This window comes from Microbispora sp. ATCC PTA-5024 (assembly GCF_000511135.2).
Classification (GTDB): Bacteria; Actinomycetota; Actinomycetes; order Streptosporangiales; family Streptosporangiaceae; genus Microbispora; species Microbispora corallina.
Map to the genome: position 1 here is coordinate 442038 of NZ_KI866526.1, position 25472 is coordinate 467509.

Sequence of the window (25472 nt, forward strand, 5' to 3'; positions counted from 1 at the left end):
CACCAGAGGGTGTGGAGTCAGGCGAGTAGGTGGGCAGGAACGGCAAGGTCGGGGTGGGTGGAAAGGTGGAATAGGGCGGGGAGATGGGCGTCGGCGCAGGTGTCGGCGAGGGTGTCGAGGAGGAGGTCGTAGTCGGGGCCTGTCTTGCCGGCGTAGGCATCGGTCATGCGGCCCCATTCGTCCCAGGGCAGCATCTCGTGTTTGCAGAGTGCGGCGAGGTCGCGGACGGCGTTGCCGCGGATCTCGGACGGTCCCCAGGCGTCGTCCGTGCCGGGGACGCCGAAACGGTGGCCGTCGACGTGGCCCTGGCGGTAACGGGTCCAGGCTTCGCCTCCGGTCAGGAACTCGCCTTCGGCCAGGTCGTCGGGGCGGGCGACGAAGCCGTGGCCGAGGTGCTCGGTGTCGACGCGCACCCAGCGGTCTTCGTCGTCGCGCCAGTATTCGGTGATCCAGTGGTCGAGGCCGTAGCCCTCCTTGAAGTACATGCCGAACCCGCATCTCGCACGTGCAGGGATGCCTCGTAACCGCAGGAGGGCGCAGGCGATCGTGACGAAGTCTCGGCAGGTGCCGACGACGCGCCTCCCGGGAGGCCGGGCCTGGTGGAGGGGGGATGGGTCGAGCGCGGTCAGCGCGGTGATCAGGGCGTTGACGGGCCTGATGTCCTTTTCGGCGAGGCGGTCTTCGGGAAGGTTCAGGGGGCCGACATCGAAGATGTGGATGACCAGGCCCTGGGCTGCGGCGCAGATGCCGACGGGGTCGTCGGGCAGCCCCTCGGCGAGCCGGAGCTGCGAGGGATCGAGACTCGTGAAGGGACCGGGCAGTGAGTAGTCGAGCACGTCGTCGGCCATGACCCGGATCATAGGGACCGGGTACGACAATCGAGTGCCTGCCACCAGCAGCGCAGATCTCCGCCGTGATCTCAAAGTGTCACTGGAGTACTAGCCCGGCGTCCGGATCCCGCCCGGCCCCTTGCAGGACGGGGCGCTTGCGCGATGGGCCTGTCTACGTGCGGGCCACGGGCCTACACGCGCGGCGTGAACTGGGACAGGTCGTAGATCCCGAGCTCCTTTTCGATGTCGGCGACCTGCCCGACGATGCCGGTGAAGCCGGACGGGCCGAAGCGGCGGTGCTCCTCGTCCTCGAAGGTCTCGGCCATCTCGGCGAACTCCTTGGGCGGGACGGCCTCCCGCATGGCGGGGAAGACGACGGTGTCCTCGCGGGCTTCGTGTGGCTCGTACATGCGGATGAAGGCGGCCATATCGGCCAACAGGCCGCGGCGGGCCTGTTGCGGGGTGGGCCTGGCGGTGGCGTCCAGGATGCGGCCGGTCAGGACACGCCCGCGCTGATGCTGCTGGAGGAGCACCGGCACGGTGTCGGTCAGCTTGCCCGCGTTGAGCAGGCGCGGGAAGACGTATCGCTCTTCGAGCCGCTCGTGGTAGTCCTCGATGAAGTCACGGATGACGCGGGCGCCGGCGTGCAGGGGGTGCGCGGGCACCTGTTCGCCGGCGTCGATCCGCCGGATGCCCTCCCGGTAGATCAACAGGACGCGTTTGAGCACTCCGTGCTCGCGCATGAGGTCTTCGGGTGGCGTCACCGGCACCTCGGCCGCCTGCTTCTGGTCGGGGGCGGGTGTCGTGGCGCTGCTGGGTCGTTGTGCGCTGCCGCCGCCGGTCAGCGCCGGCGAGCCGCCGGCCAGGACGACGGGCAGCACGACGGGGAGGGCGACAGGCAGGCCGAGCACCTGACGGCGGTGCACGATCGGTGTCCCGCGGTCACCCGTCGCCTCGTCCCTCATCGTCGCCTCCGGTCCCCCGAACCAGTTCGACGCGGCCCGGCCGGACCGCGTCACGCCCGATCCCTGCCCGGCCGGCGGTGAGCTGATGTGATGACGCGGGTAATACTTGCCTCAGATCAGCCGGCGCCCCGCTCAGCCGTGGCCAGGCGCTCGGTCACGACGAACGGCGCTGACCGCCTCATGGCCCATTCGACCGAAATGCGGAGGCGGCCAGCCGATCCGCTCTGCTACTGATTGCTCATGGCGAGCGAGGTGCCGATGGTGCCGATGGACGAGCGGCGCATGGTGCGGATATCCAAATACCTGGCCAAGCACCTCCGGCACCAGCCCGAACGCATCGGCATCGAGCTGGACGCCCACGGCTGGGTCGACGTCGGGGTCCTCCTGGACGCCGCCGCCCGCGACGGATTCCCCTTCTCCCGCGGCGAGCTGGAGGAGGTCGTCGAGCGCAACGACAAGAAGCGGTACGTGATCGACGTCGGCCGGATCCGGGCCAGCCAGGGCCACTCGGTCGAGGTGGATCTCGCGCTGCCGGCCGCGGAGCCGCCGCCGCTGCTCTACCACGGCACCGTGGCCGCCGTCCTGCCCGCGATCAGGGAGCAGGGGCTCAGGCCGATGGCGCGGCACCACGTGCATCTGTCGCCCGACAGGGAGACGGCCACCCGGGTCGGCGGCCGCCGCGGCCGGCCGGTGATCCTCGAGGTGGACGCCGCCGCCATGCAGGCCGCCGGTCACGCGTTCCACGTCAGCGCCAACGGCGTCTGGCTCGTCGCCCACGTCCCGCCGGCCTTCCTCCGCTTTCCCTGAACGATCTCGGTGCGCGGTGAACCGGGAGGCCCGCCGTGTACGCGGGCCGGCGGGCCTCCCGGACCGTGTCAGCCTCCTACGGCTGACATGCTCCGCTCGCCGGCGGGGGCCGGTTGCCGGGAGCGGAGGGCCTCCAGGCCGATCAGGTCGTCGGCCTCGGCGTCGGGGGTGTCCTGGTCGAATCTGGCCAGCGCCGGATGCCGCAGAGCCAGGGTGATCGTGGTGGCGATGGCGAGGCCGCAGACGATGTAGAGCAGGCCGATGCCGCGGCCCTCGCCGGTGCCGATGATCCGGCCGACCGTGCCCGCCAGCGGCCCGCCCTCGCGCATGAGCGGCTCGAACACGAGGCCCACGAGCCACGCCTGGACGGCGAGGCCGACCGGCTGGGTCGACAGGGCGAGCATGCGGTTGATCGCGATGACGCGGGCGTGGTAACGCTGCGGCACCTTCGAGTGGATGATCGTCAGCCAGATGCCGTCGCTGATCGTCATCATCAGCGACATCCCGAACGCGCCGGCCGTGATGAGCACGAGGGACGGCCGAAGCCCGGCGACGGCGCAGAAGACGCCCAGCACGCCGGCCGCGGAGAGCATGCCGAACATCCGGCGGTTCCGTGGGCCGCCCCACAGGGTGATGATCAGGCCGCCGCAGACCGCGCCGACGCCGGCGATGAGCGCGACCCGCCCGGTGTCGGCGAGCTCTCCGACCGACAGCACCAGCGGCGGGATCATGATGAACCCGGTGAACAGGAAGAAGTTCACGATGAACATCGTGAACGCCATGGCGCGCAGGCCCCGGCGGCGCAGCAGGTAACGGAAGCCGTTGCGGATCTCGGCCGACACCGTCTCCCTGCGCCGCCACGCCATCGTCGCCGGGAAGCGGACCAGCAGCGTCACCGAGAAGGCGACGGCGTAGCAGACGACGTTGGCCGTGAGGATGCCGGTGATGCCGATCAGCGAGAGCAGCGCGACCGAGAACAGCGGGACCATGAGCTGGGCGACCGCGTTGCCGAGCTGGACGACGCCGCCGACGTGGTGCAGGTAGTGCTTGGGCGCGAGCTGCGGCCCGGCCGACTGCCAGGCCACCCGTTGCAAGGTCACCGATATCGACAGCAGGACCAGCAGGCCGTACAGGACGGGCAGGGCGAGCGTGCCTGTGACCATCAGGGCCAGCAGGGCGGCCTGGACGGCGAGCGACAGGCCGTCGGCCGCGAGCATGCTCCGTTTGCGGTCGTACCGGTCGGCCAGCGCGCCGATCAGTGGCGCGAGGACGAGGCCCGGCACGAGCGCGATGATCGCGAACAGGCCGAACTGCACGAGTGAGCCGCTCTTGAGGTACGCCCAGATCGGCACGGCGAACTCGGTCATGACGGCGCCGATCATGGAGACGATCTGGCCCGTCGCGACCGTGAAGAACCGGCCGAGGCTGGGCTGCGCCCCGGCCGTCTGCTGCTTCCTGTCGGCCGAGAGCGCCTGGCGCCACCAGGTGGCCGACTGGTCGTGGAGCGGCCGCCACTCCGATGGCCGTTCCACCAGGGTGTGGGTGGACGTGACGATCTCGGCCAGTTCCTCCGTGCGGTACCGCAGGAAGTAGTGCCCGGCCTCGGCCATCACGACCAGGCCGGTCGTCTCCGAGACGGCGTGCCAGTCCCGGTACCGCTCCTGGTAGAACTCGGTGAGCGCGTCGCGGTCGCCGACGATCGAGATGACCGGCGCCCGCAGCTGGGGGCTCTGCCGCTCGACCAGCTCGCTGAAGTAGTCCTCGCCGGCCCGGGCGTCCACCCGCATCGTGCGGATGATGTGGTCGACCTGCTCGGGGTCGAGGTCCTGAAGGTCGGCGCCCATCGCCCGCAGCCAGTTGGCGTGCGCGTTGGCGTTGTCCAGCCGCTCGCTGCGGAAGAGGCGGCCGAGCAGGCCGTTGAGCCCCTTGCGCGGCGTGGCGAAGGGGAAGCTGCCGCCCGTGTAGACGGCCTCGACGCGCCGGCCGGCCGCCTCCAGCCGCCGCGCGATCTCCGCGGTCAGCGCGCTGCCGACGCAGTGGCCGTACAGCGCGACCGGTCCGCGCACGCGGGCGATCACCTCGTCGGCGACCCGCTGCGCGGCCTCCTCGAACGGCAGCACGGCCTCCTCCACGCCCAGCTCGTGGCCGGGCAGCGCGACCGCGAACAGCGTGTGGCCGTCGGGCAGCGCGTCGGCCAGCGGCTGGTAGACCATCGCGCTGGCCCCGCCGTACGGGATGCAGACGAGCGTGAGCGCGGGGGCGGCCACCGGGCGGGTGAGCTCGACCAGCAGGCCGCGGGGGCCGTCGTCCTCCCCGGCCTCGGCCGCGCCGTTCGCGCGGTCGATGAGGGCCGCGAGCTCCCTGACGGTCCGGTTGGCGATGGCGTCCAGGACGCTGACCTGGTAGCCGTCGGCGGGCAGCACCTGCCGCAGCTTCGCGACCATGCGGATGAGCAGCAGCGAGTGGCCGCCGAGCGCGTTGAAGTCGGCGTCGATCGAGACGGCCTCGATGCCGAGGACCTCCCGCCAGACCTCCGTCACCAGGACCTCGGTGTCCGTGGTCGGCTCGGCGAGGTCCTCGCCGGCCGTCACGACAGGGTCGGGGAGCGCCTTGCGGTCCACCTTGCCGTTCTGGTTGAGCGGGATGGTCTCCAGCGGCACGAACATCGACGGGACCATGTACTCCGGCAGCCGCTCCGCGCAGTGCCCGGCCAGGTCGGGGACCTCCGGCCCGGCGGGCACGTAGTACGCCACGAGCCGTTTGTCCTCGGGGGTGAAGGCGTGCACGGTGACGACGGCGTCCCGCACCCCGGGGTGGTCGAGCACGGACGCCCTGACCTCGTCGAGCTCGATGCGGTAGCCGCGGATCTTGACCTGGTCGTCGAAGCGGCCGAGGAAGGCCACGTTCCCGTCGCGCAGCCACTCCACGCGGTCGCCGGTGCGGTACATGCGGCCGCCCTCGTCGAACGGGTCGGGCAGGAACCGCTCCTCGGTGAGGTCGGGCCGGTTCATGTAGCCGCGGGTCACGCCGACGCCGCCGACGTACAGCTCGCCCGGCACGCCGACGGGCCTCAGCCGCCGGCCCTCGTCCAGGACGTACATCCGCATGTTCGGCAGCGGCCTGCCGATGGGCACGGCCTCCACGAGCTGCCGGTCGCGCACGGGGTAGACGCAGGTGCCGACGGACGCCTCGGTCGGGCCGTACTCGTTGACCAGCCGGCCCGGCCCCAGCATCTCCAGCCACCGGTTGGCCATCGAACCGGGCAGCGCCTCGCCCGCGACGACGATCGTCCCGGCGAGCCCGGCGGCCTGCCGGGCGTCGATCTGGTGGCCGAGGACCTCCAGATGGCCGGGGGTGCACTTGACGAAGTCGTACGGGCCGCCCGCCACCAGCAGCGCGCCCAGCTCGCCCATGTCGAAGTCCTGGGGCAGCACGGTCACCCGGCGGCCGAGGACGAGCGGCGTCCACAGGTTCGGCACGACCAGGTCGAACGCCACCGAGCCGAACAACGGGGCGCCGCCGTCCCCGTCGCCGGCCAGCTCCTCGACCGCCCACCACACGTGGTTGACCAGCCCGCGGTGGGTGACCTGCACGCCCTTCGGCCGTCCCGTCGACCCGGACGTGAAGATCACGTACGCCAGCCGGTCGATGTCGAACGGCACGCCGGCGGGGTCGGCGGGCCGGCCGTCGAGCACGCCGCTCCCGACGTCCACGATCTCGACGTCCCGCAGGCCCTCGAAGAGGTGCGCGTGACCCGCCGAGGTCAGGACCAGCGGGGTCGCGGCGATCGAGAGCATGTCGCGGACGCGCTGCGCGGGGAACTTCGGGTCCATCGGCAGGTACGCCGCGCCGGCCTTCCACACTCCCATGAGGCAGGCGATCAGCTCGGGGCTCCGGTCGAGCAGCACGCCCACCGTGTCCTCCGGGCCGATGCCGCGCTCGCGCAGCAGGCTCGCCACCTGGTTGGCGCGGGCGTGCAGCTCGGCGTACGTGGTCGTGCGGCCCTCGAAGGAGACCGCGACCGCGCCGGAGTCCGCGTGGCGCTCCAGCAGCTCGGGGAGGGCGACGCCGGGGTACGGCCGGGCCGAATCGTTCCACGCGCCGAGGGCGAGGTCGCGCTCGGCGTCGGTGAGCAGTTCCAGGTCGGCGAGCGGCGTGCCGGGGGCCGCGGCGATCCGCTCGGCGAGCGCCCGGTAGTGCCCGGCGAGCCGGACCACGGCGTCCTCGTCGAAGCGGTCCTTCTGGTAGGTGAGGTAGAGCTCGGGGTCGTCCGCCCCGTTCAGGTGGACCAGCAGCGCGAGGTCGTAGGTGAAGTCGTCCACCTCGTGCTCCCACACCGACGCCTCAAGCCCCGGCCAGCGCCCGCGCTGGTCGCGGAAGACGCGCAGGGAGAAACCCACGGTCGACAGCGAGAAGTTGCGGGCGTCCCGGTCGCTCAGCGCCCCCGCCAGCTCGGAGAACGGCAGGTGGTTGGCGAGCGCCTCGCCGAGCCGCTGCCGCACCCCGGCCGCGGCCTGGCGGAACGAGGGGTCGCCCGACAGGTCGGCGCGCAGCGGGAGGGCGTTGACGAAGCAGCCCAGCACCGGCTCCAGCTCCACCCGGCGGCGCCCGCCGTTCACGGTGGCGAGCGTCAGGTCGCTCTGGCCGGTGTAGCGCGCCAGCAGCATCGAGAAGACCGTGAGCAGGGCCACGAACGGGGTGGTCCCGGGGCCGCCGGCCTCCCGCAGCGCCTGCAGGACCTCGTCCGGCAGCGTGAACAGGTGGCAGCCGCTGCGCGTGCCGCCGGACGGGGCGGCGCTCTGCTCCTTGGCCATCGGCAGCTCGACCGCGGACGCGCCGTCCAGCCGGTCGCGCCAGTACGCGAGCCGCCGCTCGCGCCGCTCACCGGTCAGCTCGCGCCGGGACCACGCCGCGTAGTCGGCGTACTGGAGCGGGGGCGGGGCGATCCCCGCCGGGCGGCCCTCGTGCACGGCCGCGTAGACGCCGGTCAGCTCGTCGACGATGATGCCGACCGACCACCCGTCGCACGCGATGTGGTGGCAGACGAACAGCAGCACGTGCTCCTCGTCCCCCAGCCGGACCAGCGTCGTCCGGTGGACCGGTCCGGTCTCCAGGTCGAACCGCTCGACCGCGGCCCTGAATGTGATCTCCCGGGCCCGGTCCTCCCGCTCGGCCTCCGGCAGGTCACGCAGGTCGACGACGTCGAGCGGCGCCGGACCGGGGTCGAGGACGATCTGGCGGGGCTCGTGCCCGTCTCCCTCGTAGACGGTGCGCAGGATCTCGTGCCGCTCGACCAGGGTGTCCAGCGCCACGGTCAGGGCGCGCGTGTCGAGCGGGCCGGTGAGCCGCAGGCCGATGGTGGAGTTCGGCGCGGGCGCGCCCTCGCCGAGCCGCGCGCCGAGCCACATCTGCGCCTGCTCGTAGGAGCAGGGGGCCGGGCCCCCGCCTCGCGGAGTGATCGCGTCCGCGGCGGCGGCCCGGGTGGCGAGAAGCCTGCGCAGCGCCTCCTGCCGGCGCGGGGAAAGCGAGGCTATTAGATGCTCGTTGTCAGTCGTCGGCGTTATCGTCACCGAGCGTTCTCCTCTCTGCGCACTAATGCGCAGAACAACTGACCACATGAAAATGGTTGAACGAGAAAACGCTTGATCGTCGATTCGCAGGATCTCGCCGCGTTTCGAGTCGAGACGCGTGGGAGCGCTCCCACGAAAGCATTATTTTCACGATACGGGACTACCCCCTGTTAACGCAAGCCTCGCGTTGACCTGCCGCCAGACACGACGTGTAAGAGGAAATCGACCTTCCGTCATCGTTTGCGGACGCCGGATCCCGCGTGCAGACGGGGGTTCCCGAGAGACACAGAGAGGTGTCGGATAATTTGACAGCGGGCGTGAGGCTTACCGGATGAAACATGTTTCTTGCGCGTAAGCCGACCCGGGTTCTATGTTGGCCGCCGGAATCTTTTTCTCGCAGGGGCGCCGCCTATTCGAGGGCCCGCCTGCCTCCTTAATTCGACTCGTCATCGCAGTCGACCACGGCTGGATCCCGCGTAGAAGGAGGACGATGGACGACTTCTGGAAGCCCTTGGAGATAACTCCGGACGGCGCCGCCGCCACGCCCGAGGGGCTGCTGGAGCGGTTGCGCGGAATGGACGTGGGCGACCTGCTCGTCCGCGAGAAGGCGCTCGTCTTCCGGGGGTTCGGCGTCACGCCCGGGACCCTGGACCCCGTCATGGACATGCTCCTGCCCAACCGGCTGGCCTACGTCCACGGCAACTCGCCCCGCACCAAGGTGGGCGGCAACGTCTACACCTCGACCGAGTACCCGCCCGAGTACACGATCTCCATGCACAACGAGCTGTCGTACTCCGCCGCCTGGCCCTCCCGCCTGCTGTTCTACTGCGAGAAGGCGGCCGAGAGCGGCGGGGCGACCCCCGTGGTGGACGGCGTGCGCTGGCTGGAGTCGCTCGACGACGAGGTCAGGGAGGCGTTCGCCAAGGGGGTGCGCTACACCCAGAACCTGCACGCCGGCCGGGGACTCGGCAAGAGCTGGCAGGAGACGTTCGAGACCGACGACCGCGACCAGGCGGCCGAGTTCCTCGACCGCATCGGCGCCGACTGGCAGTGGCGGCCCGACGGCGGCGTGCGGGTCTCGCAGATCAGGCCCGCCACCACCCGGCACCCGGTGACCGGGGTCGAGGTGTGGTTCAACCAGGCCGACCAGTGGCACCCCGCCTCGCTCGGCGACGAGACCGCCGCCATGCTCGCCGAACTCATGCCGCCGGAGGAGCTGCCGCAGTCGGTGACGTTCCCCGACGGCGCGCCGATCCCCGGCGACTACGTCGTCCAGGCGCGCGACCGCGGCCTGGACAACGCGGTGGACGTCGACTGGCGGACGGGCGACCTGCTGCTGATCGACAACGTGCTCGTCGGTCACGGCCGCCGGCCCTTCACCGGCTCCCGCCGCATCCTCGTCGCGATGTCCGACTGACCACGCCCGCGAAAGGGGAACCGCAGTGAACACGATCGCTCTGGGGGTCGCTGCGACCTTCACCGCCGAGCCGCTCGGGGACGCCCTGCGCTTCTGGCTCGCCGAGCTGGGTGTCGAGGGGGACGTCGCCTTCGCTCCGTACGACCAGGTCTTCCCCTCGCTCCTCGACCCGGGCAGCGTGCTCGGCCGGGCCGGCGCCGCGGTCGTCCTCGTCCGCGCCGAGGACCTCGTGAACGGCGACGGCGCCCGCGATCCGGGCGCGCTCGACGCCGCCGCGGACGACCTGGCCGCCGCGCTGCGGACCTCGTCGGGCGCGGCCGGCACCCCCCACCTCGTCGCGGTGTGCCCGGCCTCGCCCGGGCACGGCTCGCCCGCGGCCCACGTGCGCCTCACGGCCAGGCTGGCCCAGGCGTTCGAGGGCGATCCCGCGGTCTCCGTGCTCACCTCCGCGGAGCCGTACGAGCCGGCGGACCCGGAGGCCGTCCACGACGCCTTCGCCGACCGGACCGGCAACGTGCCCTACACCGACCGCTACTTCGCCGCGCTCGCCGGCGCCCTCGCCCGCCGCCTGCACGCGACGACCACCCCGCGTCCCAAGGTCGTCGTGGCCGACTGCGACGGCACGTTGTGGGACGGCGTCGTCGGCGAGGACGGCCCGGACGGCGTCGTCATCGGCTCCGAGCGCAGGCAGATCTGGCAGGAGCTCGCCCGGCAGGTCGCGGCCGGCCGGCTGCTGTGCCTGTGCAGCAAGAACGAGGAGAAGGACGTCCGCGAGGTCTTCACCCGGCATCCCGAGCTGCCGTTCGGCCTGGACGACGTCGCCGCGATGCGCGTCGGGTGGGAGGCCAAGTCTCAGGCCCTGCGCTCGCTGGCCGCCGAGCTGAACCTCGGGCTCGACTCCTTCGTCTTCCTCGACGACAGCCCGGTCGAGTGCGCCGAGGTCCGGGCCGGCTGCCCCGAGGTGCTGACCCTCCGGCTCCCGGCCGACGCGGCCGGGGCGGCCGCCTTCCTGCGGCACTGCTGGCCGCTCGACGTGACCGCGGTGACCGAGACCGACCGCGAGCGCACCCGGTACTACCAGGAGGAACGGCGGCGCGAGCAGGCCAGGGGCGAGATGTCCCTCGCCGACTTCTTCGCCACGCTCGACCTGCGGGTGACCATCGCTCCGGCCGGCCCCGAGCACGAGGCGCGGGCCGCCCAGCTCGCCGAGCGGACCAACCAGTTCAACCTCTCCGGGACGCGGCGCCTGGACGGCGACGAGATGTTCGTCGTGGACGTGCGCGACCGGTTCGGGGACTACGGCGTCGTCGGCCTCACCGACGTACGGGCGGACGGGGACACGCTGCGCGCCGGCGCGTTCCTGCTGAGCTGCCGCGCACTCGGACGCGGGGTGGAGCACCGCATGCTCGCCCACCTGGGCGCCCTCGCGCGCGAGCGCGGGCTAGCCAGGGTGGCCCTGTCCTTCCGGGCGACCGAGCGCAACCAGCCGGCCAGGGACTTCCTCGCCACGCTGCCCGCCGCCGTCGAGCCGTACGACGAGGAGGCGGCCTGGTACGTCCTCGACGCGGGCGACGCGGCAGCCGTCGTCCACTCCGCGGTCCATCCGGCGGGCCCTGCTGGGGAGAGGGCAGCGAGGCCCGCCAGGACCACGGAACTCGCCGCTCCGGCGGCCTGGGAGGCCGTCGAACGGATCGCGACCCGGCTCACCGGAGCCGAGGCGATCATGGACGCGATGCGCGCCGCCCGCCCCGTCACGGAGGTGGCCGGAGCGAGCCCGGTCGAGGCGACCGTCATGCGGTGGTGGGCGGAGCTCCTCGACCTGGCGCCCACCTCCGTGAACGACGGCTTCTTCGAGCTGGGCGGCCACTCGCTGCGGCTGGTGCAGTTCATGGCGCGGGTGCGCGCGGAGTTCGGCGTCGAGCTGCCCTTCGACACGCTCTACACCACCTCGTTCACCGTCGCCGAGGTCGCCAAGGTGATCGAGGAGCGGCAGCTCGCCGACACCGACGACGAGGAGCTGGCCGGGCTGCTCGACGAGCTCGCGGGCCTGTCGGACGAGGAGATCGACGCCCTGCTCGACTCCGGGAACGGCTGATCCGCATGGCCACGATGCTGCTGAGCGCCCACGGCACCAACGGCGACGTGCTCCCGTTCGTACGGATCGGGCGCGAGCTTGCGGAGCGCGGACACGACGTCGTCGTGATGACCCACTCCTGGTTCGCCGGCCCGATAGCCGCCGCCGGGCTGCGTCATCTGCCGATCGACACGGCGGAGGGCTACGACCGGCACCTCGACGACGCCCGGCGGTTCATGCTCGATCCTCTGAGAGACCCCGACGGCGTGCTCGCGCTCTACCGGCGCAACGGCCTGTTCGAGCTGCTGGCCGACGAGGTCCGCATGATCGAGGCGCACTACCGGCCGGGGGAGACCGTGGTGGTCGCCCGGCACACCTCGGGCATCGCCGCGCAGATGGTCGCCGAGCTCCGCGGGGTGCCGGTGGCGCTGGTGTCCGTCACGCCCCACCAGTACGTGTCGTTGCCGGTGCTCGGCAACCTCTTCCGGCACGTGCTCGGGCAGGGGTACGACGAGGTGTTCCAGGCCTTCGGCCTGCGCCCGGTCCGCGACTGGGCGGCCTATCTGACCAGTGTGAAGACGCAGCTCGCCCTGTGGCCGGAATGGTTCGACGCCGCGGGCCAGCCGGCGCCGCAGAACGTCGTGCGCTGCGGGTTCGTGCTCGGCGACACGGCGGAGGGGCCGGTCCCCGACTGGACCGAGCCGCCCGTCCTGATCACCGGTGGCACCGGGCAGGTGCTGCACCAGCGGTTCTACGACGTGGCGGCCCGCGCGTGCCGTCGTATCGGCAGGAAGGCCCTGCTGGTGACCCGGCACCCGTCGTTCCTTCCCGAATCGCTGCCCGACGGGGTGGAGTGGGTGCCCTCGGCGTCGTTCGCCACGGTGATGCCCCGTGTCGCCGCGGTCGTCCATCACGGGGGGATCGGCACGCTCGCGCGGGCGCTGGAGTCGTCGACCCCGCAGGTGCTGCTCGCGCACGGCGTCGACCGTCCGGACAACGCGGAGCGGCTCGACCGCGCGGGGGTCGCGGAGTGGCTGCCCGTGTCGCACTGGGACGCGGAACGGGCGGCCGGACTGCTGGCCCGGGCCCTTGGCGACGACGGATACCGCGACCGGATCGCGCCGCTCGCGGCCGCCGCCGGGTCGGAGGACTCCGTGCGCGTCGTCGCCGAGCACGCCGAGGCGTTGCTCGGCACCGACGCCGTCATGACGCGGCCGGATCCGCGCGAGCGGCTCGCCCGGCTCACCCCCGAGCAGCGTGCGCGCCTGGCCGCGATGGCCCGCGCCCGCCGAGACGTGGCCTCCGCCTGACGCCTAGCGCAGGCTCACGTTGGAGGCCGCCCACAGCTCCGCGATCCGGCCGTCCTCCACGCGCATCATCTCCAGCAGCGCGGCCGGCTCGCCGTCCGCGCCGGGCCGCGGGTAGACGCTGGCACGGACGGCGACCGTGTCGCCCTCGGCGACCATCTGGTCGGCCTCCACCCGCAGTTCCGGGTAGCGGGCGAGGATCTCCCGCCAGGCGTTCTTCACCGCCTCCACGCCCGTCGTGCCCATGGGGTGGCTGTAGAAGCCGGGGGCGAAGATCTCGTCCACCGCGTCGACGTCTCCTGCCATGGCCGCCGCGTACATGCGCTCCACCAGCGCCTTCATGTCCTTCTCGGTCATCGCGACACTCGCTCCTTAACGATCGGTCGGTAAGTATGAGCATGGCCGCTTACCGAACGGTCGTCAAGTAGACTGCGGCGGGAAGGAAGGGGACCGATGGCGGAGCCGAGAAGGCGGGCCGGCCGGGACGCGGCGGAGACCCGCGGCCGGATCCTGGCGGTCGCGCAGAGCCTGTTCGCCGAGCGGGGGTACGCGGGCACGTCGGTGGCCGACATCGCGGGCCGGCTCGGCACCAGCAAGGCGGCGCTGTACTACCACTTCTCGTCGAAGTCGGAGATCGCCCAGGCGCTGCTGGCGGGGCCGCTGGAGGCGTACGAGCGGCTGACCGCCGGGGCCGCCGGCCGGCCTGCCGAGGACCTGCTGGCGGCGGTGATCGCGACGACGGAGGAGCTGCACGAACTGGTCGGCGTCATCGGCGGCGACCCGTCCCTGCAGTCGGCCCGCGGCGCCCTCGTGTCCCGGTCTCGCGAGATCAACGAGGCCGTCGTCGCGGCGCTGGCCGGCGAGGGGCCGGGGCGCGCCGGCGAGGTCCGGGCCCAGGCGGCCTACGCCGTGGCGAAGAACGGCACCCTGGCTCTGCTCGCCTCCGGCGGCGGCCGCCTCTCGCCGTCCGACCGGGCCGAACTGCTCGCCGCCGCCGTCCGCGCCCTCACCGCGACCGGCTGACCCGCATACACGCGCGCCGACCGTGCACTCGTCGTGGGCGGCCGACCCGCGCGTACGCGCGCCGACCGCGCCCGCGCCGCGACCGGCCGATCCGCGCCCACTGAACGTCAGGGCGAGGGGAGGAAGGCGGCCAGGCCGTCCAGCACGCGTTCGAGGCCGAGGGTGAAGGCGGTGTCGTGGCGGTCGGCCCGGTGCGGGGTCCGCGCCTCCACCATGATCCGCACGAGCGTGGGGTACGCGCCCTCGGCGATGATCCGGTCGCCGTACGAGCCCTGCGCGGCCAGCCAGGCGTCGTTGTCGTAGCCGCCCGCCCGCTCGGCGTGCTCGCCCAGCACCGCACCCTGCACGAAGATCCGCAGTGTTCCGACGGCGGCCAGCATGCCGTCCGGGTCAAGCCCGAGGCCGTCGACCGCGCGCAGCCAGGCCTCCAGCCAGCGCAGGCTCCCGGGTCCGAGGCCGGGGCGGGCCGCCGCCACCGCGGAGAACCAGGGATGGCGCAGCAGCAGCGCCCGGGTGCGCCCGGCCAGGACGCGCAGATCGGCCCGCCAGTCGCCGCCGGGCTCCGGCGGGTCCTCCTCGCGCATCACGGCGTCCACCATCAGGTCGAGCAGGTCGTCCTTGCGGGACACGTACCGGTAGAGCGAGGTCGTGCCGGTCCCCAGCTCGGCGGCCACCCGCCGCATCGACACCGCGTCGATCCCCTCGGCGTCGGCCACCCGGACGGCGGCCGCCGCGATCTCGTCACGGCTGTGCGCGGGCCGGGGGCCGCGGGCGGCCCGTTCGGGGCGGTTCCAGATCGGCTCCATTGCGAACAGTGTACGCAGTGGCGTACGGTCAACAACTGCGAACGATGTACCCGGGTTTGGGAGGACGCATGGACGTCGACGTGGTCGTGGCGGGCGCCGGCCCGGTCGGGCTGATGCTCGCCTGCGAGCTGCGGCTGGGCGGGGCCTCGGTTCTGGTGCTGGAACGCCGGGCCGACCGGGCCGCAGAGCTGAAGGCGGGAGCCATGGGCGCGCGCTCGGTCAACGCGCCGACGGCCGACGCCTTCCGGCGCCGCGGGTTGCTGGACGAGGTGCGGCGGGCCGCGCTCATGTGGTTCGAACCCGGCGGCGAACCGGACGCACCTCCGGAAAAGCCGGTGTTCGTGGGCCACTTCGCGGGCATCCCGATCCGCGCGGACCTGCTCGACCCGGCCGACCCGGACCTCGCGGCGTACACGCTCGGCGGGGGCGCGATCAGCCAACTCGACCTGGAGACGATCCTGGAGACGCGCGCCCTGGCCCTCGGCGCGGCCGTCCGGCGGGGCGTCGCGCTCACCGGCTTCGAGGCGGACGGCGAAGGCGTGACCGCGGTGACGGAGGAGGGCACGATCCGGGCGGGCTGGCTGGCCGGCTGCGACGGCGGCCGGAGCACGGTGCGCAGGCGCGCGGGCATCGCCTTCCCGGGCACGGACGCCGAGTTCGCCGGGCGGCAGGCGATGGTGGAGTTCGCCGATCCCGCCCGGCTGCCCCTCGGCGGCTGGGTGCGCACCGAGCGGGGGGCATACGTCCACGGGCCGGTCCCCGGGCGGGTCCACACGGTGGAGTACGGCCCGGTGCCCGGCGGTCGCGAGGCCCCCGTGACGGCCGAGGAGATGAACGAGAGCCTTCGCAGGATCGCGGGGATCGACGCCGGGATCACCGCCGTGCGGGCCGGCACCCGCTACACGGACTCCACCCGGCAGGCCGCGACGTACCGGGCGGGTCGCGTGCTCCTCGCAGGGGACGCCGCGCACATCCACTCCCCGGCCGGCGGGCAGGGGATGAACCTCGGTCTCGGCGACGCGGTGAACTTGGGCTGGAAGCTGGCGGCGGCCGTCCGCGGATGGGCGCCGGACGGCCTGCTCGACAGCTACACGGCCGAGCGGCATCCGATCGGTGCCTGGGTGCAGGGGTGGAGCGACGCCCAGACCGCGCTGGGCCGTCCCGATGGCCGCACCGCGGCCCTGCGCGCCGTCGTCGCCGACCTCCTCGGCACCCGGGCGGCGGCGACGTACGTGGTCAAGCAGATCAGCGGGCTCGGCCGGGGGTACGGCACGCGGGACGGCCACCCGCTCGCGGGCCGCCTCGCGCCGGACCTCCCGCTCGACGACGGCACCACGTTGTCCGCCCGGTGTGAGGAGGCCCGGTTCCTCCTCGTCACCCGCGACCCCCGGCTGCGGGAGCTCGCCGCGCCGTACGCGGACCGGCTGACGGTGCTCCCGGGACCGGGGGATCTGCTGGTCCGCCCGGACGGCTACGTGGCGGGCGGAGACGCCGGCGACCTCACCCCCTGGCTCGGCGCCCCCTCACCCGCCGGGCGGTCCAGCAAGTGAGGGCACACCGCGCCGTCACTCGTAACGGGCCGACTCCGGAGACGTCAGACGCCGCAGAAGGGTCAGCGGCACGGCGGTGACCGCCACCGCCACCGTCAGACCCCCGGCCAGCGACAGCCAGTACGCCCCGCCGGGCGGTCGCCACGGCGGCGTCCCGGCCGACAGGCCGAGCAGGAGAGCCGACACCACGAGTCCCAGGGCCGCGCTGACCCCCGCCACCACCAGGAGAGGCAGCGCCGTCTCGGCCAGCGTCATCCGGGCCAGGCACCCGACCCTGACGCCGGCCAGCCGGAGCAGGGCCAGTGGGCGGCGGCGCTCGATCAGCCCGCCGGTCACGGCGGTCGCCAGGCTGCAGGCGGCGACGAGCAGGGCGAGCGACAGGCCCGCGTCGCTCAGCCGTTCCAGGTTGACCAGGTGAGGGTTGGCGTCCGCGCGCGCCTCCGCGGCGGTCGCGGGGGTGGACCGGGCCGCGGGGTAGGCCGCCTCCATGGCGGTGCGAGCCCGCTCGATCGTCGCGGGCCGCCCGTCCGTGGCGACGGCCACCGCGGCGACCCGCATCGCCGCCAGCTCCGCGGGCCCCACCGGCGGGGACGGCGGCCGGGCCGTCCCCGCGAACAGACCCTCTCCCAGGTAGGAGGCGTCGGCGGCGACGATCGCGGCCGGCTCTGAGCAGGAGGCCATCCTCAGGGCGAGCAGATCGCCGCAGCGGGCGTAAACGGTGCTCAGCGCGGTGTTCGCCTTCCCCCGCCATCGCGCGGCCGCGCCCGCGGGGACCCGCAGTTCCACCACCCGGCCGGTCCGGCCGGCGGCCGCCGCGATCGCGTCTGCGGCTCGCGGCGGCGCGGCCACGGCGCCGTCCCTGTCGGTGAGGGCCATCGCGACCAGGTCGCCGGGCAGCGCGCGGGCTTTCCCGGCGCTCCCTCCCATCGCGGGAAGCACCCCGCTGATGACGGTGGCGGTGAACACGGCGAGCACGAGTCCGCTGACCGCGCGGAACCCCGCGGACGGGTCGGCCTGCAGACGCCGTCCGGCCAGCAGTCCCGCCGGGCCCCGCGTCCTGCCGAGGGCTCGGCCGACGGCCGCCGTGAGCGACGGCCCCGCGGCCACGATCCCGGCGACGATCGCCGCGAAGGCCAGCACGACCCCCGCGACCGCCCCCGGGCTGTCGCTGTGCAGGGACACCAGCACCGCCGGCACGAAGGCCGCCAGGCCCGCGGGCAGCAGGAACAGCCGCCGCCGGCCCGGTCGGGGCGCGACCGCGCGCCGCGACACACCGAGCGGGGAGATCCGGACGCGGCGCAGGCTGACCATGGCGGTCGCCGCCGCCAGCGCGGGGACGCCGGCTCCGACGAGCGCGGCGTACGGAGCCGCCGGCGCGAGATCGGAGGGGAAGAACGACCAGCCGTCCAGGGGGAAGCCGGCCACCACCGGCCGGAGCAGGTGGAAGGCGGCGAAGCCGCCGGCCGTCCCGGTGACCGCGGCCGCTCCCGCCTCCACCGCCGCCACCACGCCGATCTGCCCGGGGGTGGCTCCGGCCAGGCGCATGGCCGCGAACCGCCGCTCCCGCCGGGCGGCCGCCAGCCGGGTGACCATCGAGACGAACACCAGCACCGGCAGCACCAGACCGGTGACGCCGACCGCGATGACCACGGCCAGCAGCCCGGTCGAGCCGTGGTCCTCCGGCTCGGCCTCAATGGCGGTCACCCGCTCCACACCGGGGTACGAGCGCAGCTCGGCCGCGTCGTGTCCCGCGACGACGACGAGGTCGTCCGGCCCGCGGAGCGCGAGGTCGCCGATGATCTGTGTCACGGCCCCGGGGAAGCGCGCGCCCAGCAGCGGCGCCGGCGTGGTCGCGAGCAGCCGCGCCATGGCGGGCGACACCGCCAGCTCACCCGGTCCCGGCAGCCGGGACAGCCCCGGCGGCAGGGGCGGCGCCGCTCCCAGAGCCGCCACGTCCACCCGGACGATCGGCCGGTCCAGATACCTGTCGTCGCTCCTGCGCCACAGCGCCGGGTCCGCAGGCCGGCCCTCCGGGCGGACGTCGAGAGGCGAGGTGCGCAGCCAGGCCGCCCGGACGTCGTGGGCGTGCAGCGCCGGAGCGACGACCGTGCCGAACAGCAGCATGGCCACGCCGACGGCGGTGCCGGCCGCCATGACCGCCAGCCGCACGATCGCCTCGGTCCCGCCCCCCACCGCGATGCGGGCCGACAGGCGGATCATGCCGCGGCCGCCGCGGTCACCCGGCCATCGCGCACGATGATCTCCCGGTCGGCGTAGGCGGCGACCCGCGGGTCATGGGTCACCAGGATCACCGTGGCCCCCTGCTCCCGGGATGCCGCCACCAGCAGTTCCATGACGTCCTCTCCCGCGAGCGAGTCCAGTGATCCGGTCGGCTCGTCCGCGAAGATCACTTCGGGACGTGTGACGAGGGCGCGGGCGACGGCCACGCGCTGGGCCTGGCCGCCCGACAGCTCGCCCGGCCTGCGCCGCTGCAGGCCGTCCAGGCCCAGCCGGTCGAACAGGCGCGTCGCCGCCTCGCGCGCGTCGCGGCGGGTGGTGCGGTCGAGCAGGAGCGGCAGCATCACGTTCTCGATCGCGGGCAGTTCCGGGACGAGTTGCCCGAACTGGAAGACGAAGCCGAAGCGCCGGCGGCGCAGCTCGCTCCTGGCCCGCTCGCCGAGCAGATCGATGCGCCGCTCGTCGTAGCGGATCTCGCCCGAGTCGGGGGTGAGCACGCCGGCGAGGCAGTGGAGCAGGGTCGACTTTCCCGAGCCGCTCGGCCCCATCACCGCCAGGATCTCGCCCGGCTGCACCGACATGTCGGCGCCCCGGAGCGCCTGTGTGGCGCCGAACGTCTTGACCACCGCGCGGGCGGCCAGCAGGGGAGCGGCGCTCATGGCTGGATCTCCTTGGCGAGGCGGTCGAGGCGGGCGACGGCCAGGTCCAGCCACCTCAGGTCCGCCTCCAGGTGGAAGAGCGCGTAGTCGGCGACCAGGGAGCCGCTCAGGTCGGCCTCGCGGCGGAACGTCGTCAGCTCCCGCATCCGCCGGAGGTGGGCGGCGCGCTGGGCGTCCAGATACTCCTCGGCGGGCCGGCCCGACAGCAGAGCCAGCACCACCTTGGCGAACAGCACGGTCTGCAGGTGCGGCTCGGGCTGCTCGGGCGTCGCCAGCCAGGTCTCGACCGTGCTCACGCCCGACGATGTGATGGCGTACCGCTTGCGCTCCGGCCCCGCGCCGGACTCCAGGCCGGCGACCGTCACCAGCCCGTCGCGTTCCAGCCGTCCCAGGGTGGCGTACACCTGCCCGTACGGAAGGGGCCTGCCTTGCCCGAAGTAGCCGTCGTAGGCGCGTTTGAGGTCGTAGCCGTGCCTGGGCCGGGGTTCGAGGAGCCCCAGCAACGTCCCCGGTATGTTCATGCCCCGACTATACGTCTGATGTATACCTTGAGAGAATAGTCGGCGCGAAACGCCTCGTCCTCCTGGTCACGGCCTGGGGTCGCCGGCGCGTGTCCGGCGTGTCCGCGTTCGTGGGCCGGGGGCTGTTGCCTGGCGCGCCGGACGTGAGTGACGATGGCGCGGAGGGACCCGGAGAGTGAGGGCGCCGTGACGAATCCATGGCTTGCGCTTGAGTCCGGAGCGGACGCGGCGAAGCGGACGAGCGAGGTGCGCCGCGCCCACGAGAGGTTCCTGTCGGCCGGGGTCGTGCCCGGGTCGGTCCGCCCGGTGGTGGCCGACTCGTGGCGGCGGTCGGCGCGGTCGGTCGACCCCGTGACGCTCCCGCCGCTGGAGCTGGCGGACGACGAGCTGGAGGAGTACCGGCGGGCCCATCCGCTCGCCGAGGTGCTGCCGCTGTTCCGCGAGCTGCTCGGGTCGATCGCCGACGACGGCCACCACCTGCTCGCGGTCTGCGACGCCGACGGCCAGCTGCTGTGGGTAGAGGGCCACCGGGGCGTACGGCTCCAGGCCGAGCGGATGAACTTCGTGGCCGGGGCACGGTGGGACGAGTCCCACGCCGGCACCAACGCCCCAGGGGTGGCGATCGCGGTCGACCACCCCGTCCAGATCTTCGCCACCGAGCACTTCAGCGTGCCGGTGCAGCCGTGGACCTGCGCGGCCGCCCCGATCCACGACCCGCACACCGGGCTGCTGCTGGGCGCGGTCGACGTCACCGGGGGTGACCACCTCGCGAGCCCCTACAGCCTGGGGCTCGTCCAGGCCGCGGCCCGGGCGGCCGAGGCCCACCTGGCCACACTCCCGGCCCGCGCGTCCGCATCTGTGACGCTCTCGGCGCTCGGCCGCGACGACGTCCTGCTGTCCATGGGCCCGCGCCGCATCCGGCTCGGCCGCCGGCACAGCGAGATCGTCGTCCTGCTCGCGTGCCATCCCGAGGGGCTCACCAGCGACCAGCTCATCACCGAGCTGTACGGCGACCGCATGCTCAACCCGGTGACGCTGCGGGCGGAGCTGTCCCGGCTGCGCCACCGCCTCGGCCCGCTGCTCGACTCCCGGCCGTACCGGCTGCGGGTGCCGGTCCGCGCCGACTTCCAGGTGCTCGCCGGCCACCTCGCCACCGGCGCGGCGGAGGCGGCGCTGCGCGCCTACCGGGGGCCGCTGCTGCCCACCTCGGACGCGCCCGGCATCGTGTGGGAGCGGCGGCTCCTCGACGACGGGCTGCGCGACCTGCTCGTCACGGGCCGCGACCCGGCGGCGCTGGAGCGGTGGGTGCGCACGCCCTGGGGGCGCGACGACCTGTTCGCCTGGCAGGCCCTGCTGGCCGCGCTGCCTCCGGGCAGCCCGAGCCGCGCCCGCGTCGCCTGCCGCGTCCGCGACCTCGACGCCGAGTACGGCCTCCCGGACGCCTGAGGCGCTACCGCCCAAGGGACGACGCCAGCCAGCGGCGGACGACCGCGGCGGCGAGCGGCAACGGGACCGTGCCCGCACCGAGGCCGACGTCCACGAGGAGGTCGAACACGTCGCCCCGCCGGGCCGCCGTGGCGATGGCCGCGTCGATGAAGCCGGGCGACCGGGAGGCGCGGGCCAGGACGTCGGTGGTGACCAGGTGCCGCCCGAGGGCGCGGCGCAGCGACCGCCGGTACGCGGGCACCGGGCCGGCGGTGGACAGCAGGGCCGCCTCCGCCGCGAGGCGGCCCGTGAGGAGGGCGTAGTAGATGCCCTCGCCGGTCAGGGGGTTGATGAAGTTTCCCGCGTCCCCGGCGAGCAGCACCCGCCCCCTCCCCGGACCCGGCCGGGCGGTGGACAGCGGCAGGTGGTGGGCCCGCAGGTCGCGCGCCGTCAGGTGGGGCAGCAGCCGTTCGAGCCGGCCGTGCAGGACCGCGCGGCCCGGCAGCCCGGTGGCCCGCAGCTGGGGCAGCAGCATGCCGAACCCGACGTTGGCCGTGCCGTCCCCGACGGGGAACGACCACGCGTACGCCGGCCAGCCGTCCCGCTGCATGGCGATGAGCTGGACGTCGTCGTCGGCCGGGACGTCGGCGTAGCCGCGGACGGCGATGGCGGTGTGCGCGGCGGGGGAGGCCGGGACGCCGATGAGCCGCCGCACGGTCGAGTTGGCGCCGTCGGCCGCGACGACGGTCCGCCCCGCGGCCGTCCCGTCCACGACCACGTGCCCGTCGCGCTCCTCCAGCGTCCGCACGCGATGGCGGCGGACCTCGACGCCTCTCGACCGGGCCGCCTCCACCAGGCGGGCGTCGAAGACGGCACGCGGCACGACGTGGTTGGGCCGGGCCACGGTCGCCAGCACCCGCTCCCCGCCGGGGGACACCACCGACAGGCGGCGTGTCGGACGGTAGTCGTCGATCAGGCCGGGGAGCCCGAGCGTCGCGAGCTCGACCCGGGCGTGCGCGGCGATGCCGTCGCCGCAGGCCTTGTCCCGGGGGAAGTCCTCCCGGTCGAGCAGCAGCACCCGCGCCTCGGGCCGGAGCTGCCGGGCCCGCAGGGCCGCCGCCGCGCCCGCGGGCCCGGCGCCGACGATCACCAGGTCCCAGATGTCGTCCACATGATCAGGGTGCCACGCCGGAACCCGCCCAAACCGCTCGGTTCCTCAGAGGCCGTACGTGGGGAACAGGTCGCCGGTCGGCCAGGAGGTGACCGCGTCGGCGGCCTTGTGGAGGAGGCCGTCGATGTCGGAGTACGACAGCCCCGAGGGGTCGTCGCGCTGGTCGAACAGCACCACCCAGCTCAGCCCGTCGAACCGGCGGACCATGAGCGTCGAGGTGCCGGGCAGCGAGCCGTCGTGCCAGGTGTTGCGGCCGCCGCCGGAGACCGGCCGGACCATCCAGCCGAGGCCGTAGTACCAGCCGTCGGCGTTCACCCCGGTCGCCGGTCTGGCGAACGCCTTGGAGATCGACGCCGAGGTCAGCACCCCGGCGGCGTCGTAGATCCGGGTGAACTTCGCCAGGTCGACGGCGGAGGAGAGCCAGCCGCCGTGGGCGGCCATGTTCTCGATGTCGAACCCGCCGTACGGCGAGGGCACGACCGTCCCCGAGCCGTCGAGCACGGTGGTGCCGGTGTACTGCGAGAGGTACGGCGCCTCGCCGGTCCGCCGCAGGCTCTTCGCCGACCGCGCGGGGACCATCCGCTTGATCTTCATCGGCGACAGCACGGTGCGCTGGACGTAGTCGGCGTACGGCAGCCCGCTGACCTTCTCGATGATCCGCCCGAGCAGCAGGTAGCCGTAGTTGGAGTAGGCGTACCTCGTGCCGGGAGCGGCGTCCAGCCGCCGCTTCGAGGCGTACTGGACGATCTGGGCCTGGGTCACCGGCAGCGGCACCCCGAGGGCCGCGGCGACCGCCCGGTCGGCGAACATCGGGTCGGGCGAGACCGCGCGATCCCAGCCGCCGAGGTGCTGCAGCAGGTGGAGCACGGTCACCGAGCCCAGCCGCGAGTCGGCCGCCGTGGCGAGCCCGAGCAGCGGCGCGACCTTGGCCGACAGGCTGAGCTTGCCGCTCTGCACGAGCGTGAGCACGGCCGTCGCGGTGACCGGCTTACTCAGGCTGGCGATCCGGAACAACGAGGTCGGGCCGGCCTGGAACGACGTGTCGGCCGTCCAGTTGTACCCCCGGGCCAGCACGAGCCTTCCCTTGCGCACGACGGCCAGCGACGCGTGCGGCACGTTCCTGGCCTGCATGAACGTCTTCAACGTGGTATCGAACGACGTCAGGCCGGTCGCGCTCCGCCCGGTCACGGTCCAGGCGCGCGCGGCCGCGGCGGCGGGCAGGGCGGCCGCCGGACGGGCGGGCAGGGCGGCGGCTCCGGCCGCGGCTCCCGCCAGCAGCCTCAGGGCGTCTCTCCGGGTCGGCACGGTTGATCCCCCGATCGTCGCAACGGAACAGGGAACGGATCTTACGGTAAAGATCGTCTCTTCGTGGGCGTGCCGGTCAGTGCGGGCGGGAGGCGTTCCCGGTAAGGGAGCGGCGCCGCGAGACACGGCGGTGACGGCAAGGGCGACGGCGGCAGCGGCGGCGCCGCGCGATACGGCGGCGACGGCGGGCGGCCGCGAGACACGGCGGCAACGTACCGGCAACATGCGCGCAACTAGCGTCCGTGGCGTCACGTGGAAACCCCCTGAGAGGTCGCATCATGGCCCGTTACGCAGCCCCGGGACAGCCCGACGCCGTCATGGCCTACCAGCCCCGTTACGACCACTGGATCGGCGGCGAGTACGTCCCGCCCGAGAAGGGGCAGTACTTCGAGAACCCGTCACCCGTCAACGGCCAGACCTTCACCGAGGTCGCCCGCGGCACGGCCGGCGACGTCGAGCGCGCCCTGGACGCGGCGCACGGCGCGGCCCCGGCCTGGGGCAGGACCCCGGCCGCCGAGCGGGCCGGCGTCCTCAACCGCATCGCGGACCGGATGGAGGAGCACGCCGAGCAACTCGCCGTGGCCGAGACCTGGGAGAACGGCAAGCCCATCCGGGAGACGCTGGCCGCCGACATCCCGCTCGCCATCGACCACTTCCGCTACTTCGCCGGCGCCATCCGCGCCCAGGAGGGCGGGCTCGCCGAGATCGACGAGCACACCGTCGCCTACCACTTCCACGAGCCGCTGGGCGTCGTGGCGCAGATCATCCCGTGGAACTTCCCCGTCCTCATGGCCACGTGGAAGCTCGCGCCCGCCCTCGCCGCCGGCAACGCGGTCGTGCTGAAGCCGGCCGAGCAGACCCCGGCGTCCGTCCACTACTGGATGAGCCTGATCGCCGACCTGCTGCCGCCCGGGGTCGTGAACATCGTGAACGGCTTCGGGGTCGAGGCCGGCAAGCCGCTGGCCTCCAGCGCCCGGGTGGCGAAGGTCGCGTTCACGGGCGAGACCACGACCGGGCGGCTGATCATGCAGTACGCCAGCGAGAACATCAAGCCCGTCACCCTGGAGCTGGGCGGCAAGAGCCCGAACATCTTCTTCGACGACGTGTCGCGCGCCGACGACGCCTTCTACGACAAGGCGCTGGAGGGCTTCACGATGTTCGCGCTGAACCAGGGCGAGGTGTGCACCTGCCCCTCGCGGGCGCTGATTCAGCAGGGCCACTACCAGCGGTTCCTCGACGCCGCCGTCGCCCGTACGGAGAAGGTCGTGCAGGGCCACCCGCTGGACACCACCACCATGGTCGGCGCCCAGGCGTCGAACGACCAGCTCGAGAAGATCCTGTCGTACCTGGACATCGGGCGGCAGGAGGGTGCCAAGGTGCTCATCGGCGGGGAGCGGGCCGACCTCGGCGGCGAGCTCTCCGGCGGCTACTACGTCCAGCCGACGATCTTCGAGGGCGCCAACCACATGCGGGTCTTCCAGGAGGAGATCTTCGGCCCGGTCGTGTCGGTCACGTCGTTCACCGACTTCGACGACGCCATCAAGATCGCAAACGACACCCTGTACGGCCTGGGGGCCGGGGTGTGGACGCGCGACATGAACACCGCCTACCGGGCCGGCCGGGCCATCCAGGCGGGCCGGGTGTGGACCAACTGCTACCACGCCTATCCCGCGCACGCGGCCTTCGGCGGCTACAAGCAGTCGGGCATCGGCAGGGAGACCCACAAGATGATGCTGGAGCACTACCAGCAGACGAAGAACCTGCTGGTCAGCTACTCGCCCGACAAGGTCGGGTTCTTCTAGGC

18 protein-coding genes are annotated in these 25472 nt (G+C 73.4%); 8 read left to right on the forward strand and 10 right to left on the reverse strand.

Features of this window, described 5'->3' with window-relative positions; genetic code table 11:
* Window positions 1-17: 17 nt before the first annotated feature.
* Together MPTA5024_RS32750 and MPTA5024_RS32755 are read right to left on the reverse strand one after the other, a co-directional pair.
* A complete protein-coding gene (locus tag MPTA5024_RS32750) occupies window positions 18-848 on the reverse strand; it encodes a transglutaminase-like domain-containing protein (protein ID WP_036332086.1) in 831 nt (276 codons plus the stop codon).
* A 173-nt stretch (window positions 849-1021) separates the two neighbouring features.
* Window positions 1022-1849 (reverse strand): hemerythrin domain-containing protein, encoded by an 828-nt coding sequence (locus MPTA5024_RS32755; RefSeq protein ID WP_232326742.1) that lies wholly within the window; start codon window positions 1847-1849, stop codon window positions 1022-1024.
* A 186-nt stretch (window positions 1850-2035) separates the two neighbouring features.
* Between MPTA5024_RS32755 and MPTA5024_RS32760 the strand changes: the two genes are divergently transcribed.
* Window positions 2036-2602 (forward strand): RNA 2'-phosphotransferase, encoded by a 567-nt coding sequence (locus MPTA5024_RS32760; protein WP_442922109.1) that lies wholly within the window; start codon window positions 2036-2038, stop codon window positions 2600-2602.
* A 68-nt stretch (window positions 2603-2670) separates the two neighbouring features.
* Here MPTA5024_RS32760 and MPTA5024_RS32765 read toward each other — a convergent pair whose 3' ends face one another.
* Window positions 2671-8172 (reverse strand): non-ribosomal peptide synthetase/MFS transporter, encoded by a 5502-nt coding sequence (locus MPTA5024_RS32765; RefSeq protein ID WP_036331570.1) that lies wholly within the window; start codon window positions 8170-8172, stop codon window positions 2671-2673.
* A gap of 490 nt (window positions 8173-8662) precedes the next feature.
* Between MPTA5024_RS32765 and MPTA5024_RS32770 the strand changes: the two genes are divergently transcribed.
* Genes MPTA5024_RS32770 through MPTA5024_RS32780 form a run of 3 tightly spaced genes read left to right on the forward strand, consistent with a single transcriptional unit; the run spans window position 8663 to window position 12973 of the window.
* Window positions 8663-9589 (forward strand): TauD/TfdA family dioxygenase, encoded by a 927-nt coding sequence (locus tag MPTA5024_RS32770; RefSeq protein ID WP_036331571.1) that lies wholly within the window; start codon window positions 8663-8665, stop codon window positions 9587-9589.
* Window positions 9590-9614: 25 nt separating this feature from the next.
* Window positions 9615-11684, forward strand: coding sequence for an HAD-IIIC family phosphatase (locus MPTA5024_RS44010; protein WP_036331572.1), 2070 nt, complete (start codon window positions 9615-9617; stop codon window positions 11682-11684).
* 5 nt (window positions 11685-11689) lie between these two features.
* The gene (locus tag MPTA5024_RS32780) at window positions 11690-12973 is read left to right on the forward strand and encodes a glycosyltransferase (RefSeq protein WP_036331573.1); all 1284 of its coding nucleotides are present in this window, start codon (window positions 11690-11692) and stop codon (window positions 12971-12973) included.
* Between the two features lie 3 nt (window positions 12974-12976).
* Here MPTA5024_RS32780 and MPTA5024_RS32785 read toward each other — a convergent pair whose 3' ends face one another.
* Window positions 12977-13327, reverse strand: coding sequence for a nuclear transport factor 2 family protein (locus MPTA5024_RS32785; protein ID WP_036331574.1), 351 nt, complete (start codon window positions 13325-13327; stop codon window positions 12977-12979).
* A gap of 96 nt (window positions 13328-13423) precedes the next feature.
* Between MPTA5024_RS32785 and MPTA5024_RS42895 the strand changes: the two genes are divergently transcribed.
* Window positions 13424-13993, forward strand: a complete 570-nt coding sequence (locus MPTA5024_RS42895) for a TetR/AcrR family transcriptional regulator (RefSeq protein WP_051458944.1) — start codon at window positions 13424-13426, stop codon at window positions 13991-13993.
* A gap of 107 nt (window positions 13994-14100) precedes the next feature.
* Here the strand turns inward: MPTA5024_RS42895 and MPTA5024_RS32795 are convergent, their stop codons facing one another.
* Window positions 14101-14799 carry a TetR/AcrR family transcriptional regulator gene (locus MPTA5024_RS32795; protein WP_036331575.1) on the reverse strand — a complete coding sequence of 233 codons (699 nt, stop codon included), beginning with the start codon at window positions 14797-14799 and terminating at the stop codon, window positions 14101-14103.
* A gap of 68 nt (window positions 14800-14867) precedes the next feature.
* Here MPTA5024_RS32795 and MPTA5024_RS32800 point away from each other — a divergent pair, with 68 nt between their 5' ends.
* On the forward strand, window positions 14868-16349 hold the full coding sequence (locus MPTA5024_RS32800) for an FAD-dependent monooxygenase (protein ID WP_036331576.1): 1482 nt from the start codon (window positions 14868-14870) through the stop codon (window positions 16347-16349).
* A 15-nt stretch (window positions 16350-16364) separates the two neighbouring features.
* Here MPTA5024_RS32800 and MPTA5024_RS41510 read toward each other — a convergent pair whose 3' ends face one another.
* From MPTA5024_RS41510 to MPTA5024_RS32815, 3 genes are read right to left on the reverse strand one after another with little or no spacing between them, the layout of a single operon-like run.
* Window positions 16365-18569 (reverse strand): FtsX-like permease family protein, encoded by a 2205-nt coding sequence (locus tag MPTA5024_RS41510; protein ID WP_036331578.1) that lies wholly within the window; start codon window positions 18567-18569, stop codon window positions 16365-16367.
* Window positions 18566-19246, reverse strand: coding sequence for an ABC transporter ATP-binding protein (locus MPTA5024_RS32810; protein ID WP_036331580.1), 681 nt, complete (start codon window positions 19244-19246; stop codon window positions 18566-18568). The genes MPTA5024_RS41510 and MPTA5024_RS32810 overlap by 4 nt, the downstream gene beginning before the upstream one ends.
* Complete coding sequence (locus MPTA5024_RS32815) at window positions 19243-19767, reverse strand: PadR family transcriptional regulator (RefSeq protein WP_036331581.1); 525 nt, start codon at window positions 19765-19767, stop codon at window positions 19243-19245. Before MPTA5024_RS32815 ends, MPTA5024_RS32810 begins: the two co-directional genes overlap by 4 nt.
* 186 nt (window positions 19768-19953) lie before the next feature.
* Between MPTA5024_RS32815 and MPTA5024_RS32820 the strand changes: the two genes are divergently transcribed.
* Window positions 19954-21213, forward strand: coding sequence for a helix-turn-helix domain-containing protein (locus tag MPTA5024_RS32820; RefSeq protein ID WP_036332092.1), 1260 nt, complete (start codon window positions 19954-19956; stop codon window positions 21211-21213).
* A gap of 4 nt (window positions 21214-21217) precedes the next feature.
* Here MPTA5024_RS32820 and MPTA5024_RS32825 read toward each other — a convergent pair whose 3' ends face one another.
* Window positions 21218-22363 carry an NAD(P)/FAD-dependent oxidoreductase gene (locus MPTA5024_RS32825; protein ID WP_198167530.1) on the reverse strand — a complete coding sequence of 382 codons (1146 nt, stop codon included), beginning with the start codon at window positions 22361-22363 and terminating at the stop codon, window positions 21218-21220.
* 45 nt (window positions 22364-22408) lie between these two features.
* Entirely contained in the window at window positions 22409-23668 is a 1260-nt protein-coding gene (locus MPTA5024_RS32830; RefSeq protein ID WP_051458945.1) for a serine hydrolase domain-containing protein, read from the reverse strand.
* A 278-nt stretch (window positions 23669-23946) separates the two neighbouring features.
* Between MPTA5024_RS32830 and exaC the strand changes: the two genes are divergently transcribed.
* On the forward strand, window positions 23947-25470 hold the full coding sequence (exaC, locus tag MPTA5024_RS32835; RefSeq protein ID WP_036331582.1) for an acetaldehyde dehydrogenase ExaC: 1524 nt from the start codon (window positions 23947-23949) through the stop codon (window positions 25468-25470).
* Window positions 25471-25472: the final 2 nt, after the last annotated feature.